Raw genomic sequence first — 16,103 nt, 5'->3', positions numbered from 1 at the left:
TTGCGAGCCCGACACCGTCGTCGATATATAGGAGTGACATGACCGTCTATGCAGTCCCCGGAACACCCGGCTCCAAAGTTACCTTTAAGTCGCGGTACGAGAACTGGATCGGCGGCGAATGGGTCGCCCCGGTCAAGGGCCAGTACTTCGAAGACATCACCCCCGTCACCGGCAAGCCGTTCGCCGAGGTCGCTCGCGGAACGGCCGAAGACATCGAGCTGGCCCTCGACGCCGCGCACAAGGCCGCACCGGCCTGGGGCAAGACCAGCCCCGCCGAGCGCGCAGCCGTGCTGAACAAGATCGCGGACATCATCGACGCCAACACCGAAATGCTCGCCGTCGCCGAGACCTGGGACAACGGCAAGGCCGTGCGCGAGACCATCAACGCCGACATCCCCCTCGCCGCCGACCACTTCCGTTACTTCGCCTCGGCGATCCGCGCCCAGGACGGCGACCACGCCCAGCTCGACGGCGACACCGTCTCGTACCAGTTCCACGAACCGCTCGGCGTCGTCGGCCAGATCATCCCCTGGAACTTCCCCATCCTGATGGCCGTCTGGAAGCTCGCCCCGGCCCTCGCCGCCGGCAACGCCGTCGTCCTCAAGCCCGCCGAGCAGACCCCGGTCTCGATCCTCGTGCTGCTGGAACTCATCGGCGATATCCTCCCCCCGGGCGTTGTCAACGTCGTCAACGGTTTCGGCCTGGAGGCCGGCAAGCCGCTCGCCTCGAGCAACCGTATCCGCAAGATCGCCTTCACCGGTGAGACCACGACCGGTCGCCTCATTTTGCAATACGCCTCGGCCAACATCATTCCGTCGACCGTTGAGCTCGGCGGCAAGAGCCCGAACATATTCTTCAGCGATGTTGCGCAGGAGAAGGATGCCTTCTACGACAAGGCCCAGGAAGGCTTCGTGCTCTTCGCCTTCAACCAGGGCGAGGTCTGCACGGCCCCAAGCCGCGCCCTGCTGCAGAAGCCGATCTACGACAGTTTCCTCGGCGACGCTGTCACCCGCGCTAAGAAGATCATTCAGGGCAACCCGCTCGACACCGACACCCAGATGGGCGCGCAGGCCAGCAACGACCAGCTTGAGAAGATCCTCTCCTACATCGACATCGGAACCAAGGAGGGTGCCAAGCTGGCCCTCGGTGGCGAACGTGCCGACCTCGGCGGCGACCTCACCGACGGCTACTACGTGCAGCCGACCATCTTCGAGGGCCACAACAAGATGCGCCTGTTCCAGGAGGAGATCTTCGGACCGGTGCTCGCCGTGACGAGCTTCACCGACTACGAGGATGCCATCTCGATCGCCAACGACACCATCTATGGACTCGGTGCCGGGGTCTGGTCGCGCAACGGCAACGTCGCCTACCGGGCTGGCCGTGATATCCAGGCCGGTCGCGTCTGGGTCAACAACTATCACGCCTATCCGGCCGGTGCCGCTTTCGGAGGCTACAAGAGCTCAGGAATCGGCCGCGAAAACAACAAACTCGCCCTCGGTCACTACCAGCAGACCAAAAACCTGCTCGTGTCGTACTCCGAGAACAAGCTCGGCTTCTTCTAAACCGAACCGTCAGACCAGAGGATGCCCACCCGTTCGGTGGGAGTTCGCTGAAGGTCTGGCCCGGGGGCTGTCGACGACGTAACGTCGTAGGCAGCCCCCCCTTCAGCAGTAGAAGGGTCCGCCATGAGCAGAAAGTCCCGTCAATGTCGACTACCACAATAACCGCGTCGGTCACGATCGCCGGCGAAACCGTTCCCCGCGTCGAGCTCACACCCGTCGCCGTTGACCTGCTCCGCAGCCTCTGGGAGGAACACGGCCCGCTCATGTTCCACCAGTCCGGTGGCTGCTGCGACGGCAGTTCGCCGATGCTGTTCATGGCCGACGAGTTCATCACCTCCGACCAGGACGTGCGGCTCGGCCAATTCGATCTCGCTCCGGCCGGCGACCCCGCCCAGCCGCTCGACTTCTGGATGTCAGCCGAACAGTTCAACTACTGGAGCCACACCTTTCTCACGGTCGACGTGGTGCCCGGCCGCGGCAGCGGCTTCAGTGCAGAGGCCCCGCGCGGCGTGCGCTTTCTGATCCGTTCCGAGCTCATGACCACGATGACCCCGTTTGCCGGCACTGACCAGATCGAAGCGGATGCCGAAGCCCCGCCCGCGCAGGCGACAATCCCGGCGTAGCGGCTACTGCCCGATCGCCTGGTAGGCGCTGAACAGCAACGAGGCGTCCGGGCCTTCGAGGATGGTGGGCTTGCCCACATCGTCGAGGACCACGAAGCGCAACATCCCGCTGCGGGTTTTCTTGTCGCGCTGCATGGTGGCCAGCAGGGTGGGCCAGCGTCCGACCGGGTAACCGGTCGGCAGGGTCAGCGATTCCAGGATGCTGCGGTGCCGGTCGACGACCTCCACCGACAGCCGTCCGCTGAGCGCGGCCAGTTCCGCAGCGAACATCATGCCGACGGCGATGGCCGCGCCGTGGCGCCAGCCATAGCGTTCGGCGTGCTCGACGGCGTGGCCGAGGGTGTGACCGTAGTTGAGGATCTCGCGGAGGCCGGCTTCCTTGAAGTCCTCCCCCACGATGCGCGCCTTCATGGCAATCGACAGTTCGATCAGCCGGCGAAATTCGGGGGTGGTCGGGTCGGTGGCGCGCTCGACATCCGCTTCGATGATGTCGAGAATTTCGGGAACCTGGATGAAGCCGGCCTTGACGATTTCGGCGAAGCCCGCGAGGATCTCGTTTTTCGGCAGGGCGTCGAGCAGGTCGAGGTCGCACAATACGGCGGCAGGCGCGTAGAAGGTGCCGACGAGGTTCTTGCCCTCGGCGGTATTGATGCCGTTCTTGCCGCCGACGGCCGCGTCGACCATGCCGAGTACGCTCGTGGGAATCTGCACGAGCTTCACGCCACGCAGCCAGGTAGCGGCCACGAATCCGGCGAGGTCGGTCACTGCGCCACCGCCGAGGCCGATCACGGCGTCGGTGCGGCTGAAGTCGGACTGGCCCATGACGCCCCAGCAGAACGCGGCAACCTCAACCCGCTTGGCCGCTTCGGCGTCGGGAATTTCGGCCAGCAAAACCTCGGCGTAGGTTTCGAGCAGGCTGTCACGCAGGGCGACCGCGCGGGCGCCGACGGTCGAGGTGTGCACGATGAGCACCTTGTTGACACCGGTGCCGAGCTGCTCGGCGACGGTGTTGACCAGGCCACGCCCCACGCTGACCGGATAGCTGTCGACCCCGGTCACGGTGATCACGGTGGTACTGGTCTGTTCGGTCATCTGTGTTGTCCCTGACTTCTCAATCATCATTTCTTTCTTGTACCCAATTTACGATCTCATCGGCGATTCCGGTGATCGGTCGGTTGGAGGTGTCCAGGCGAATCGTCGCCAGGGCCTCATAGATGGGGCGGCGCTGGTTATAGATGCGTTCCCAGTCGCCGATACCGTCGGCCAGGAGAGGCCGTTTGCTGCCGCCGAGGCGGGCCTCGACGGCAGCGGTGGTCACGCTGAGGTACACCACGGTCGCGGATTCGAGGTCGGCCTGCGTCTCGGAGTGCAGCACTGCTCCCCCGCCGAGGGAGATGACGGCCGGCTCGCCGAGGGCCCAGTCCACCGCTTCACGTTCGACGATGCGAAAGTACTCTTCGCCCTCACGCGCGAAGATCTCCGGAATCGGACCGTAACTTTCGACGACGCGCTTGTCGGTGTCGATAAACGGCAAATTCAGGTCGCGCGCCACTCGACGACCGATCCTGGTCTTGCCGGCGGCCATCGGACCGATGAACACGATCGGCAACAAGGCGTTCCGCAGAGTCAACATCGCAGGTCTAGAGCGACGCGTCGCTCGACGCGCCCGTGCGCAGGTTCGCCGGAATGTTGGCGAGGTACGACTCCAGGTTGCGCCGGGTCTCCCCGATCGAGTCGCCGCCGAACTTCTCCAGCACCGAGTTCGCGAGCACGAGCGCCACCATGGCCTCGGCCACAACGCCGGCCGCCGGAACCGCACAGACGTCGGAGCGTTGGTGGTGCGCCGGGGCCGGCTCGCTCGTGGCGACATCGACGGTGCGCAGCGCCCGCGGAATGGTCGCGATCGGCTTCATGCCGGCCCGCACGCGCAGCACGGTTCCGGTACTCATGCCGCCCTCGGTTCCGCCGGCCTTGTCGCTGACTCGCTGAATGGCGCCATCCGCTTGTACGAGTTCGTCGTGTGCCTCGGAGCCGCGGCGGCGCGTGGTCTCGAAGCCGTCGCCGACCTCGACCCCCTTGATCGCCTGGATCCCCATGAGCGCGGCGGCCAGCTGGGAATCCAACCGACGATCCCAGTGCACGAAGGAGCCAAGCCCGGGGGGAAGATTGTAGGCGAGCACCTCGACGACGCCGCCGAGGGTGTCGCCGTCGTGATGGGCAGCATCCACTTCAGCCACCATCAAAGCGGATGTCGCGGCGTCGAAACAGCGCAGCAGATCAGAATCGAGCGTGTCGACGTCCTCAGGCTCAGGAAGCGGCGCGCCGTCGGGCACGCGGACCGGCCCGATGGCGATGGTGTGGCTGACCAGGTGGATTCCGAGTTCGTTCAGGAATGAGCGTGCGACGGCGCCGAGCGCGACGCGGGCGGCGGTCTCGCGGGCACTCGCGCGCTCCAGCACGGGGCGCGCCTCGTCGAAACCGTACTTCTGCATGCCGGCGAGGTCGGCGTGACCCGGGCGGGGCCTGGTCAATGGTGCCCCGCGGCCACGCGTCAGGGTGGCCGGGTCGACCGGGGCGGCACTCATCACATCGACCCATTTAGGCCATTCGGAGTTGCCAATGCGCAGTGCGACCGGGCCGCCGAGGGTGAGGCCATGCCGAACGCCGCCGGAGAGGGTGAGCTCGTCCTCTTCGAATTTCATGCGCGCGCCCCGGCCGTAGCCGAGTTTGCGGCGCGCGAGATCGAGGCGGATCGAATCAAGGGAGACCGGGATCCCTGCGGGCAAACCCTCGACAATAGCGATGAGTTCGGGGCCGTGGGATTCTCCGGCGGTAAGCCAACGAAGCATAGCTCCTATCTTTCCACAGCATCGTGCGAGCCAGTGTCACCGGGGGCTGCGTCGCGGGTCAGGGCACTACGCATGGCGGCGAGCACGTCCGGCTCGCCGGGGAGTGGTTCGAAGGGGTCAGCGGTCACGAACACCCGCACCTGGATGAGCGCCTGGTGCAGCAACATGCCGAGGCCGTTCAGCACAGTTCCGCCGGCCGATTCCCACTCGCGTGCCACCCCGCTTGGCCACGGTGAGTAGGCAACGTCGAACAGCGTCGCACGCTCGCGCAGTTCGAGCGGCAGCGGGGTCGGCAGCACCGTCCCGCCGGGCAGAGTGCTGATCACGAGGTCGCTTCCGTTGCCGCCAGACCCGCTGAAATCACTGAGGTCGACGACGACTCCGAGCGACCGACCGAGTTCAACGAGCGGCTGCGCCTTCGGCAGGTCGCGCACGAGCACGCTGACGAACTCAGCACCGAGTTCCGCGGCGGTCATCAGAGCGGATGCCGCCGTCGCGCCGGCTCCGAGCAGGGTCACGTGCTTCGCCCGGGTGACGCCGCCCTCGGCCAACGCACGCACCAGACCAGCGACATCCGTGTTATAGCCGGTGAGGGTGCCGCGCCCGGCCACCTGGCGCAGCAGCACGGTATTGACGGATCCGGTCAGCCGTGCCACCCGGTCGCAGTCGTCGATGAACGGAAGCACCTCGTGTTTGAGCGGCATGGTGAGCGAAAGACCACGCCAGTCCGGCCCGATGGAGCTCAGAAACATGGCGAGCGAACCGGCCTTCACCTCAACAGCATCGTAGGACCAGTCGAGTCCCAGCTGCCAGTAGGCGGCCCGGTGCAGCAACGGCGAACGGGAATGCTTGATCGGCGAGCCGAGCACCGCGAGCCTGTTTGATGCGGCCCCATTTAGCGTCAGATCAACCATATTCGGGGTGCTCCCTCATCCAGTTCTGCCAAACGATAACGGCAGCATCGTGTTCCTTGACCGTGGTGGAAAAAGCCGTCTCACCGGAGTCGAGGTTGATCGTCACAAAGAACAACCAGGATCCGTCGACCGGGTGCAGGGCCGCATCGATCGCGAGGTCACCGGGATTCGAGATCGGGCCGACGACCATGCCGGGGTGCGCATAGGTGTTGTATAGGTTGCCGGCATCGGCACGTTCGGCGTCGGTCGTGGTGACCAGGTGGGTTTTGCCCGTGCCATAGGCGACGGTCGCGTCCGATTGCAGCAGGCCGCTGTCCCATTGGGCCGGGTCGAGCCGGTTCTGAAACACCCGCGACACCTTGTAATAGTCATCACGCAGGCCGGCTTCACGCTGGATCAACGAGGCGAACACGATCGTCGACCAGCGGTCTGCGACGGCGACACCGGCCGCATCGAGGGCCTCATACTGCCGGTTGACCATGGTCTGCAACGCGACGGCGGCGGTGGCCTCCGGCGAGAAGGTGTACGTCGCGGGAAAGAGAAAACCCTCAAGGGTGGTCGCTTCGGCGGGCAGGCCGAACTGGGCCACATTGGCGGCCGCGGCCTGCAGGTCCGCCAGGGGAATGTCGGTTCCCTCGGAGATCGACGCCAGCACGTCAACGGCCGCGGTCCCCTCAGGCACGATAACGGTCTGGTTCAGTCGAGTGTCCTCATCGAGCAGGGCGTCCAGCGCAGTGCTCGCGACCATCTTCGTCTTGAGCTGGTACGCACCGGGCTGAAACACCGGCTCCGGGGCCGTCTGCAACAGGATGGAATAGAACGCATCAAAGCTCTTGACCACGCCCTCTTCGACGAGTGTCGCGGCGATCTCCGAGCCACCGTTGCCGTCGTGAATCATGACGATCACGTCTTCGCCGGTCGCCGCTTCCTCCGCGGTGAAGTCGGCCGGCCCCTGCGTGGCAGCAATGATCTGGGAGATGGGTCCCTGCAGAAACAGCGCAACTCCGGCCACGAGAGCGGCAAGAACGACAAAGACGATCAGACAGCCCCAGGCTCCCTTGTAGCTCCTCTTCTCCCGCGGCGGTTCGTCCGCCAGCAGTGAGCGACGGTTCGTGCGTCCCCGACCGGAGCCACCGACGTCGCTCGCCGTCAGGAACGCGACGGCATCATCGCCGGGTTCTGCCGACTCGGCCGTTTCTCGCGGCAGCAACGGCGGTTGAACGGATGCCGTCCCCCCGGACGCTGCCGCCGGCTCGGCTCCGGATTGCTCGAAGCCAGTTCGCTCCGTCGCACCGTGTTCCGCGGCGGACTGCTCCGCCGCGGCCTGTTGCGCGCGTAACTGGCGTCGGCTCGGCAGGGGCTCTTCCGGGGTACTGGGCACGATTACGGCCTCTCGGTCGGTTCGACGGGCGACCCTGGCGGTCGCCCGGAGGAACGCTCACTGTCGAGCGCATGTTGCAAAATAATAGTCGCGGCCACCTGGTCGATTACTGGCCGCTGCGTTTTCGCAGCACGACCGGATGCCCGCAGCGCGGATTGCGCCGACACCGTCGAGAGACGTTCGTCGACGAGCCGCACCGGCACGGCGAGAGTTGCGGCCAGGCGCGCGGCGAAACCGACCGCGTCGTCCGTGGAGGCGGTCTCAGTGCCTGACAACGCCAACGGCAGGCCAACGATAACCTCGACGGCGTCAAGGTCGAGGGCCACCGCGAGAATGCGGGCCAGATCGGTCACTCCGGCCTCGTCGCGGGCGACGGTTTCCACCGGGGTCGCGAGCATGCCGTGGTTGTCGCTGCGGGCCAGGCCGATGCGCACCTTGCCCACATCCACGCCGAGGCGCACGCCTGAGCGCATCGTGCCGGCGACCGCACCCGGCGCGACCCCGCCGGACAGCGCCGCCGAACGACCAGGATCGGCGGAGCCAGAGCGTGAGCGAGCGCGGTCGGACCTCATCGTTAGCGACTGACCGCCGCGACAACCGCCTGGAGAGCGGCCGGGATGGCGTCGCCGTTGGGGCCGCCGCCCTGAGCCAGATCGTCCTTGCCGCCGCCACCACCACCGAGGATTCCGGCGACGGTCTTGGCAAGGGCACCGGCCTTATGGCCGGCATCTCTAGCTGCCTGGTTGGTGGCGACGATCACGACGGGCTTGTCCGCGGCTATGGCCGAGATCGCCACGACGACGGCGTCGGCGCCGAGGCGTTCGCGGGTCGCGAGGGCCAGCATCCGTGCGTCGTCCGGGGATCCGAGCACGCCGAGGTCTTCGGCCACGATCGTTACTGCACCGACCCGGCGGGCCGTGGCCAGCAGAGCGGGGACCCGGTCGGTCAGGGCACGGGCTTCGAAGGCCGCGATCTTCTTCTCGGCGCTCTTGAGGCTCGCTACCAGGTCGCTGATGCGTTCGGGAAGCTGCTCGCGAGGAGTTTTCAGGCTTGAGGTCAGCTGCGACACCAGCATGCGCTCGGCGGCGAGGTCACGGAACGCTTCGAGGCCGACGAGGGATTCGACGCGACGGTTGGTCGAACCGACCGACGCCTCGCTGATCAGGTTGATCATGCCGATTTCAGCACTGCTGCCCACATGGGTACCGGCGCAAAGTTCGCGCGACCACGGGCCGCCGATGTCGACGACGCGCACGACGTCACCATACTTCTCGCCGAACAGCGCCATGGCACCGAGCGCTTTCGCCTCCGCAATGGGCAGTTCCCGGGTGGTCACCGGCAGGTTGTCGCGAATGGCGTTGTTGGAGATTTCTTCGATCTCGGTGCGAGTCGCCGGCGAGAGCGCCTGGTTCCAGGAGAAGTCGAGGCGAAAGAAGCCGGCCTTGTTGTACGAACCGGACTGGTGCGCGTTCGGGCCGAGCACCTGGCGCAGGGCAGCGTGCAGCACGTGCGTGCCGGAGTGCGCCTGGCGGGCGCCGCGGCGCCAGTTTTCGTCGACCACGCTCGTGGCGCGCTCGCCCACGCCGACCTGGCCGGACTGCACGAGCACTTTGTGGCTGATCAGACCCTTAACCGGCTTTTGTACGTCGAGCACCTTGAGCTCGTAGCCGGGGCCAACGATAAGGCCGGCATCCGCTACCTGCCCGCCCGCTTCGGCCCAGAGCGCCGTCTCTGCGAGGATGACCTCGGCTGTTTCTCCGGCAACGGCGCTCGTCACCGACTCACCATCGACGATGAGACCGAGCACGCTGGACTCGTTCTGCAGGTCCTCGTAACCGGTGAACACGGTCTCGCCAAGGGCGCGGAACGCGCTGTAGACCCCGAGGTCGGCCAGGGTGGTCTTCTTGGACTTCGCATCAGCCTTGGCCATGGTGCGCTGCTTGGTCATGAGCACGTCGAAGGCGTCACGGTTGACGCTGAGGCCGGCTTCCTCGGCGATTTCGAGGGTGATCTCGATCGGAAAACCGTAGGTGTCGTGCAGCAGAAAAGCGGTCGGTCCGGCCAGTTCGGTCTTATCGGCCTTCTTGGTCTTGGCCACGGCGAGGTCGAGCACCGCGCTACCGCTCGCAAGGGTGCGCAGAAACGTCTCTTCCTCGGCGAACGCGGCCTGGCTGATGCGCCCGAAGTCGCTCTTCACCTCCGGGTAGGCGGCGCTCATGGCGTCGCGGGAGGCCGGCAGTAGTTCGGGCATGCTCACGGTGTCGACGCCGAGCAGGCGCATGGCGCGTACGCTGCGCCGCAGCAGGCGGCGGAGGATATAGCCGCGACCCTCGTTCGACGGCATGACGCCGTCGCTCATCAGCATGAGCGAGGAACGCACGTGGTCGGCGACGATGCGCATGCGCACGTCGTCGGCGTGGTCGGCGCCGTAACGTCGTCCGGAGAGCGCGGCGGCCCGGTCCAAGACCGGGCGCACCTGGTCGATCTCGTACATGTTCTCGACGCCCTGCTTCAAAAAGGCGACGCGCTCGAGGCCCATGCCGGTGTCGATGTTCTTTTTCGGCAGGTCGCCCAGAATCTGAAAGTCGCCCTTACCGTTGCCCTCGCCGCGCAGGTACTGCATGAAGACGAGGTTCCAGATTTCGACATAACGGTCGTCGTCGGTGGCCGGGCCACCTTCGGCGCCGTAGGCGGGGCCGCGGTCGAAGAAGATCTCCGAGCAGGGGCCGGCCGGGCCGGGCTGGCCCGTGGACCAGTAGTTGGAGTCCATGCCGAGGCGCTGGATGCGGTTGTCCGGCACGCCGAGCGCGCGCCAGTAGCGGTGCGCCTCATCGTCGTCGAGGTAGATGGTGACCCAGAGGTCGCTCTCGCGAAAGCCGTATCCGCCCTGGTCTTCCGGGGTAGTCAGCAGTTCCCAGGCGAAGCCGATGGCCTCTTCCTTGAAGTAGTCGCCGAAGCTGAAGTTTCCGTTCATTTGAAAGAACGTGCCGTGGCGCGGGGTCTTGCCCACTTCTTCGATGTCGTTGGTGCGAATGCATTTCTGCACGCTCGTGGCGCGCGGATACGGTGCCGGAACCAACCCGGTCAGGTACGGCACGAACGGCACCATGCCGGCCACGGTGAAGAGAAGGGTGGGGTCGTCGCTCACCAGTGAAGCGGACGGCACAACGGTGTGTCCACGATCGGCGAAGAAGTCGAGCCAGCGCCCGCGAATGTCAGCAGTCTGCATGGTGTCCGTAGCTATTGAAGTGCATGAGTGAGGTGGAGCGTGGTGCCCTTTTAAAGCGGATGCTCAGGACGCGCTTGGTGCCGGCGCGTCGCCAACGGCATCCGCAACGTCACCGAGCGCTGCGTGCAACTCGGCCTCGCGCTGCCGATACCCCTCGGAGATGGCCTCGCCGAACTCGCGCGCCTTGGTGTCGAGTTCGGTGAAGAACTGCTTACCCTGCTGAGTCTTGTTGACCTCGTGAGCAACGACGAAGCCAGCGGCCACACCGATGACCAACCAGATGACGTTCTTCATGGCACTTCTCCCTGAATCTGCGCGGCCTGTGCTTTCAGTCAATAGAACCGAATTGAATGGAGCCTGGCACCGCTAGCCGCAGCTATCGATAAGTCGGGCGCGAGAATATCAACGCCGTCTCCAGAGTAGCCGGTCAACCCCGATTTCGCCCGGACCCCGCCCGCCCGCCACGAAAGGCGGCTCGCACGCCGGCCGAGAATCCGGCGAGCTTGATCAGCGGACCGCCGACGGTGGCCGCGAACAGCGCGACGAGCGCTGAGACGTTACCGGTGACATCCGCTACGTTGCTGGTGATCGTGTCGACCCTCGCCAGCTGCTGATTCGTGGATCGGATGGTTTCGGTCGTCTCTGCAAGCATCGGGGTGATTCCCTCGCTGAGATCGTGGATGGCCGCGGTGGTTTCATCGAACACCCGGCCCAGCTTGACCAGTGGAACGGCGATGACCGCCACCAGAATCGCGAATACGCCGGCGGCGATCAGCCCTGCAATATCTCCACCCGACACGGTGACTCCACTCAGATCAATGGGCCCCTGGGAGGCCCGGGAATACAAAAAAGGGCGGATCACCCAGAGATGATCCGCCCTTCAGCGTACCGGTCAAAGACCGGTTAACTAACTATCCAACTGCACAGGTTAGCGAGCTGCGTAGTACTCCACGACGAGCTGAACTTCACAGGTCACGGGGATCTCGATGCGCTTCGGCGCGCGCACGAGGCGGGCCTGAAGCTTGTCGAGCTCAACCTCGAGGTACGGCGGGAGCTTGGGGAGCAGGTCGACGTGTCCGCCGGCTGCTGCAACCTGGAAGGGCTCCATGCCCTCGCTGCGAGCCTTGACGTGCATGAGCTGGCCCGGCTTCACGCGGAAGGAGGGCCGGTCAACGAGCTCTCCGTCAACGAGGATGTGACGGTGCACGATCATCTGGCGAGCCTGGGCGGTGGTGCGGGCGATGGCCGAACGCACGAGGAGGGCGTCGAGACGGGTCTCGAGGATCTCGACGAGGTTCTCACCGGTCAGTCCCTGACGACGACGAGCCTGCTCGAAGGCGATCTTGAGCTGGGCTTCGCGGATGCCGTACTGGGCGCGTAAGCGCTGCTTTTCGCGCAGACGAACGGCGTAGTCCGAGTCGGTCTTGCGCTTGGTGCGGCCGTGCTCACCCGGTGCATAGGGGCGCTTCTCGAGGAAGCGGGCTGCCTTCGGCGTGAGGGCAATGCCCAGGGCGCGCGAGAGGCGAGTTTTACTGCGGGTACGTGACTTGGTAGACACGGTTTCCTTTCAATCGGACTCAATAACAGGGATACCAGGGCGAGTGCGTCTTTTCAGCACAGTGTCTAATCAACACAGTCGTCATGGGAGATCAGAGGATTGGGTGCCATGGGACGTTCGGCTACAGAACGAAACCCCTCCAAACTGGAAACGGACGCAGCCGCATGCCGAAACCAGTTGTAGGCAGAGTCAAGGTTAGCACAGCGGATGCCCTGCTCAGGCTCTGCACACCAGGGCGAGTTCCCGATCCGGGCAGCGGCGGTCGCGAGCGGTCTCGTGAAAACTGGATGCGCATTTATTCGTTGCGGACTATACGACGGATTTTTAGGAGGCGGGCGGAGATATCGCGCTCGTGGCCGTGCTCGGTCGGCTCGTAGTAGCGGGTGGATTTCAGCTCCGTTGGGGGGTATTGCTGGGTGACCACTCCGAGCGGGTCATTGTGCGGGTAGACGTAGCCCTTGCCGTGGCCGAGTCGCTTGGCGCCGGGGTAGTGCGCGTCGCGCATGCCCTTGGGCACGCGGCCCATCTTGCCGGCGCGAACATCCGCTATGGCAGCATCGAGCGCCATGTAGGCGGCGTTCGATTTGGGGGCCGTCGCGAGGTGCACAACGGCCTGGGCGAGCGGGATTCGCCCCTCAGGCATGCCGATCAGCGCGACGGCATCGGCGACGGCGACGGCGATCAGGAGCGATTGCGGGTCGGCCATGCCGATGTCTTCGGAGGCGAGGACGATGATGCGGCGGCAGATGTAGCGCGGGTCTTCACCGGCCTCGATCATGCGCGCCAGGTAGTGCAGTGCGGCGTCGACGTCACTGCCGCGCACCGATTTGATGAACGCGCTGATTACGTCGTAGTGCTCGTCACCGTTGCGGTCATAGCGCAGCAGCGCACGATCAACGGCGAGCGAGACGATGTCGGTCGTGATGACAGGCTTGCCGGTCGCGCCGGGTTCGAGCGTCGATTCCGCCGAAACGGATGCCGCCTCCAGCGCCGTCAGCGCCCGCCGCGCATCCCCCGAGGCCAGGCGAATGATCGCGCCGCGAGCCTCGGCCTCGAGTTCGAACCGGTCAGCGAGGCCGCGCGAATCGGTGACCGCACGATCAACGACGATCCCGAGGTCGTCGTCGCTCAGAACTTCGAGGGTGAGTAATAGTGAACGAGACAGCAAAGGAGAAATGATCGAGAACGACGGATTTTCGGTCGTCGCGGCGACCAGGATGACGACGCCGTTCTCGACCCCTGGCAGGAGGGTGTCTTGCTGGGCTTTGGAGAAGCGGTGGATCTCATCGAGAAACAGCACCGTCGCGAGACCGTAGAGGTCGCGGTTGGTTCGGGCGTCTTCCATCACCTGGCGCACGTCGCGCACACCGGCCGTCACAGCAGAGAGTTCAACGAAACGACGTCCGGAACTGTGCGCGATCGCCTGCGCGAGCGTGGTCTTGCCAGTACCGGGCGGTCCCCAGAGAATGACCGACACGCTGCCGCGCTCCCCCGTCTTGTCGCTGGCCAGACTAACCAGGGGCGACCCCGGGGTGAGCAGATGACGCTGGCCGGCTACCTCGTCCAGGGTTTTCGGGCGCATTCGTACGGCGAGGGGGGCCTGGCCACTCCGCAGACCCGGTTGAGCATCCGACATTCCTCCAGCGTAGTTTGTGCGTAGAGTTCTACGAGGTCGGGAGCGTTGGCGCCCGACTGCGTTTGTGCGGTCGTCGCCAACCCCGACGGCCCTGGAGGGGTTCCAAGTGGCTTCGAATTACAAGCTCGAGCGTGCGGCACGTGAAGAGCGCGGACGTGTTCGTTCCTACCAGGCCCGACGGGCGGTGCACGAGCACCAGTCGAAGCGGCGCGTGCGGGACAACCTGATCGCCGGCGGGGGGCTGCTCGTCGTACTCACATTGATCGTGGTGGCGCAGGTCTTCTACTTCACCGGCGGACCAGGTACTCCGGACGCGACCACTGCGGCAACCGACACCCCGACCACGACGCCGACGGCTGCCGCCGGGGCCAATTCGGGTGTGGTGCCCGCCAGCACGCTGGCCGAAGGTCGCACCTGGACCGGCACCATGACCCTCAACGACATTCCGGTGGGAATCGAGCTCGACGGCGCCCTGGCGCCGCAGGCGGTTTCGTCGACCATCAGCCTCGTTCAGACCGGGTTTTACGACGGCCTCACCTGCCACCGTCTGACGGTGGAGGGCATTTTCGTGCTGCAGTGCGGCGACCCGGTGGGCGATGGCACCGGCGGCCCCGATTACAGCTACGGACCGGTGGAGAATGCACCGACCGACAACGTATACCCAGCTGGAACCCTCGCCATGGCACGTTCCGGCAACGACGGCTTCTCCAACGGCAGCCAGTTCTTCATCGTCTACGAAGACAGCACCATCCCCGCCGACAGCGCCGGCGGCTACACGGTGCTCGGGCGGGTCACGAGTGGCCTCGACCAGATCAAAACCGAGATCACGGATGCCGGAATCACGGCAGGCGGCGCCTCGCCCGTCGTACCGACCACGATTACCGGGATAACAGTTCAGTAGGATCGATCGATCCCCCTGCGCTATTGCAATAGGCTTATCAGGGTATTTCCTGGCTCCGCATTTTTTCTTCCCGCGGCGCCCACACAACAACTCAGCAAAGGTGAGGCTCTTGACTACGACAGATCAGCAACCATGGGGTCGCGTAGACGAAACCGGCACGGTTTACGTGCGCGAGGCGGATGGCGAACGCGCCGTCGGCCAATACCCGGATGCCACTCCGGAAGAGGCCCTGGCCTACTTCGAACGCAAGTACGTTGAACTCAATGGGCAGGTCACCCTGCTCGAGCAGCGTGCGAAGGGTGGCGCTCCGGCCGCAGACGTGGCCAAATCGGTGGCCAATCTCACCGTCGCCGTTGCCAACGCCAACGCCGTCGGTAACCTGGCCGCGCTGGCAGAACGCCTCGGCGCGCTCGGCGGAGCCGTCACCGAACTCACCGAGCAGCAGAGCATCGAGACCAAAGCAGCATCCGCTGCCGCCGTCGCCGAACGAGCCGAGATCGTGACCGAGGCCGAGCGCCTCGCCGCCGAAGATCCGGCCAAGACACAGTGGAAGCAGACCAGCGCTGCCCTCGACGCCCTCTTTGCGAAGTGGCAGGCGCACCAGCACGATGCCCCGCGCATTCCCAAGGGCGAGGCCAACGACCTGTGGAAGCGCTTTCGGGCGGCCCGCACGACGATTGAGCAGAACCGCAAGGCGTTCTTTGCCGAGCTCGACAGCGCGCACAAGGACGTTCGCACCAAGAAGCAGCACCTAATCGTGCAGGCTGAGGCGCTCGCGCCGCAGGGTGCCGACGGGGTGTCCGCCTACCGCAAGCTGCTCGACGAGTGGAAGCAGGCCGGCCGCAGCGGCAAAAAGCAGGACGACGCCATGTGGGCGAAGTTCAAGGCCGCCGGCGACGTGCTCTACTCCGTCAAGAGCGAGGTGGAAGCTCAGGACAACGAGGAGTTCTCCGCGAACCTGGTACTCAAGCTGGAACTCCTGACCGAGGCCGAGACACTGCTGACGACCACTGACCGAAACGCCGCTCGCGACACGCTCACGGTCATCCAGCGCAAGTGGGACGTCATCGGCAAGGTTCCGCGCGACGAGGTCAAGCCGATCGAGGATCGCCTGCGCAAGGTCGAAGCCGTCGTGCGCAAGCTCGATGACGACCATTGGAAGCGCAATAATCCAGAGACCAAGGCCCGCACCGAGGGTTTCGCCGGCCAGTTGAATGACGCGATCGCCAAACTTGAAGATGAACTGGCCACCGCTCAGAAGAGCCAGAACGCCCGCGCCATCAAGAACGCCAACGAAGCGCTCGAGGCCCGCAAGGCTTGGCTCAAGGCGATGGGCCAATAGGCACGACTGCAACACCCGGCAGGAACTATCGCCACCCCGCACCGGTGGTCATTTTCTCCACAGATCCAGGCTCCTTCGGGGGCCTGGACCTGGTTAAGGGACAGCATG

At 65.3% G+C, this 16,103-nt stretch carries 15 protein-coding genes; 4 read left to right on the top strand and 11 right to left on the bottom strand.

Annotated elements, in window-relative coordinates:
* The first annotated feature begins 38 nt into the window (after positions 1-38).
* Together exaC and E3O11_RS12515 are read left to right on the top strand one after the other, a co-directional pair.
* Positions 39-1,562: an acetaldehyde dehydrogenase ExaC gene (gene exaC / locus E3O11_RS12520; protein WP_092449099.1), complete on the top strand. Its 1,524-nt coding sequence runs from the start codon at positions 39-41 to the stop codon at positions 1,560-1,562.
* 143 nt (positions 1,563-1,705) lie between these two features.
* Positions 1,706-2,185 carry a DUF779 domain-containing protein gene (locus tag E3O11_RS12515; RefSeq protein ID WP_092449100.1) on the top strand — a complete coding sequence of 160 codons (480 nt, stop codon included), beginning with the start codon at positions 1,706-1,708 and terminating at the stop codon, positions 2,183-2,185.
* A 3-nt stretch (positions 2,186-2,188) separates the two neighbouring features.
* Here E3O11_RS12515 and aroB read toward each other — a convergent pair whose 3' ends face one another.
* The 11 genes from aroB to E3O11_RS12460 all read right to left on the bottom strand — a co-directional run bounded on the left by aroB (position 2,189) and on the right by E3O11_RS12460 (position 13,752).
* Entirely contained in the window at positions 2,189-3,277 is a 1,089-nt protein-coding gene (gene aroB, locus E3O11_RS12510; protein ID WP_092449101.1) for a 3-dehydroquinate synthase, read from the bottom strand.
* A 19-nt stretch (positions 3,278-3,296) separates the two neighbouring features.
* Positions 3,297-3,818, bottom strand: coding sequence for a shikimate kinase (locus E3O11_RS12505; protein WP_092449102.1), 522 nt, complete (start codon positions 3,816-3,818; stop codon positions 3,297-3,299).
* Between the two features lie 7 nt (positions 3,819-3,825).
* Entirely contained in the window at positions 3,826-5,034 is a 1,209-nt protein-coding gene (gene aroC, locus E3O11_RS12500) for a chorismate synthase (RefSeq protein WP_092449103.1), read from the bottom strand.
* Positions 5,035-5,039: 5 nt separating this feature from the next.
* Positions 5,040-5,948, bottom strand: a complete 909-nt coding sequence (locus tag E3O11_RS12495) for a shikimate dehydrogenase family protein (protein WP_092449104.1) — start codon at positions 5,946-5,948, stop codon at positions 5,040-5,042.
* On the bottom strand, positions 5,941-7,329 hold the full coding sequence (gene mltG, locus E3O11_RS12490; RefSeq protein WP_092449105.1) for an endolytic transglycosylase MltG: 1,389 nt from the start codon (positions 7,327-7,329) through the stop codon (positions 5,941-5,943). The genes E3O11_RS12495 and mltG overlap by 8 nt, the downstream gene beginning before the upstream one ends.
* Positions 7,330-7,331: 2 nt before the next feature.
* Positions 7,332-7,802 (bottom strand): Holliday junction resolvase RuvX, encoded by a 471-nt coding sequence (gene ruvX, locus E3O11_RS12485; protein ID WP_092449189.1) that lies wholly within the window; start codon positions 7,800-7,802, stop codon positions 7,332-7,334.
* 101 nt (positions 7,803-7,903) lie between these two features.
* Positions 7,904-10,558 carry an alanine--tRNA ligase gene (gene alaS, locus E3O11_RS12480; protein WP_092449106.1) on the bottom strand — a complete coding sequence of 885 codons (2,655 nt, stop codon included), beginning with the start codon at positions 10,556-10,558 and terminating at the stop codon, positions 7,904-7,906.
* Positions 10,559-10,621: 63 nt separating this feature from the next.
* Positions 10,622-10,852, bottom strand: a complete 231-nt coding sequence (locus E3O11_RS12475) for a hypothetical protein (RefSeq protein ID WP_092449107.1) — start codon at positions 10,850-10,852, stop codon at positions 10,622-10,624.
* A 133-nt stretch (positions 10,853-10,985) separates the two neighbouring features.
* Positions 10,986-11,357, bottom strand: a complete 372-nt coding sequence (locus E3O11_RS12470; RefSeq protein ID WP_092449108.1) for a DUF948 domain-containing protein — start codon at positions 11,355-11,357, stop codon at positions 10,986-10,988.
* A gap of 129 nt (positions 11,358-11,486) precedes the next feature.
* The gene (gene rpsD, locus E3O11_RS12465; protein ID WP_092107727.1) at positions 11,487-12,116 is read right to left on the bottom strand and encodes a 30S ribosomal protein S4; all 630 of its coding nucleotides are present in this window, start codon (positions 12,114-12,116) and stop codon (positions 11,487-11,489) included.
* 295 nt (positions 12,117-12,411) lie between these two features.
* On the bottom strand, positions 12,412-13,752 hold the full coding sequence (locus E3O11_RS12460) for a replication-associated recombination protein A (RefSeq protein ID WP_092449109.1): 1,341 nt from the start codon (positions 13,750-13,752) through the stop codon (positions 12,412-12,414).
* 106 nt (positions 13,753-13,858) lie between these two features.
* On the opposite strand from E3O11_RS12460, the gene E3O11_RS12455 reads away from it, so the two are divergent.
* Complete coding sequence (locus E3O11_RS12455; protein WP_092449110.1) at positions 13,859-14,653, top strand: peptidylprolyl isomerase; 795 nt, start codon at positions 13,859-13,861, stop codon at positions 14,651-14,653.
* 109 nt (positions 14,654-14,762) lie between these two features.
* A complete protein-coding gene (locus E3O11_RS12450) occupies positions 14,763-15,995 on the top strand; it encodes a DUF349 domain-containing protein (RefSeq protein WP_092449111.1) in 1,233 nt (410 codons plus the stop codon).
* The last annotated feature ends 108 nt before the right edge of the window (positions 15,996-16,103 follow it).

The sequence above is a fragment of the Cryobacterium levicorallinum genome (assembly GCF_004402405.1).
GTDB lineage: Bacteria > Actinomycetota > Actinomycetes > Actinomycetales > Microbacteriaceae > Cryobacterium > Cryobacterium levicorallinum.
The sequence above is the reverse complement of the archived record's forward strand: the minus strand, read 5'-3'. Positions and strand labels throughout refer to the sequence as shown.

Coding starts and splice junctions, on each gene's coding strand:
- exaC (WP_092449099.1), top strand. CDS start 39: ATGACCGTCTATGCAGTCCCCGGAACACCCGGCTCCAAAGTTACCTTT.
- E3O11_RS12515 (WP_092449100.1), top strand. CDS start 1,706: ATGTCGACTACCACAATAACCGCGTCGGTCACGATCGCCGGCGAAACC.
- aroB (WP_092449101.1), bottom strand. CDS start 3,277: ATGACCGAACAGACCAGTACCACCGTGATCACCGTGACCGGGGTCGAC.
- E3O11_RS12505 (WP_092449102.1), bottom strand. CDS start 3,818: ATGTTGACTCTGCGGAACGCCTTGTTGCCGATCGTGTTCATCGGTCCG.
- aroC (WP_092449103.1), bottom strand. CDS start 5,034: ATGCTTCGTTGGCTTACCGCCGGAGAATCCCACGGCCCCGAACTCATC.
- E3O11_RS12495 (WP_092449104.1), bottom strand. CDS start 5,948: ATGGTTGATCTGACGCTAAATGGGGCCGCATCAAACAGGCTCGCGGTG.
- ruvX (WP_092449189.1), bottom strand. CDS start 7,802: ATGCGCTCAGGCGTGCGCCTCGGCGTGGATGTGGGCAAGGTGCGCATC.
- alaS (WP_092449106.1), bottom strand. CDS start 10,558: ATGCAGACTGCTGACATTCGCGGGCGCTGGCTCGACTTCTTCGCCGAT.
- E3O11_RS12475 (WP_092449107.1), bottom strand. CDS start 10,852: ATGAAGAACGTCATCTGGTTGGTCATCGGTGTGGCCGCTGGCTTCGTC.
- E3O11_RS12460 (WP_092449109.1), bottom strand. CDS start 13,752: ATGTCGGATGCTCAACCGGGTCTGCGGAGTGGCCAGGCCCCCCTCGCC.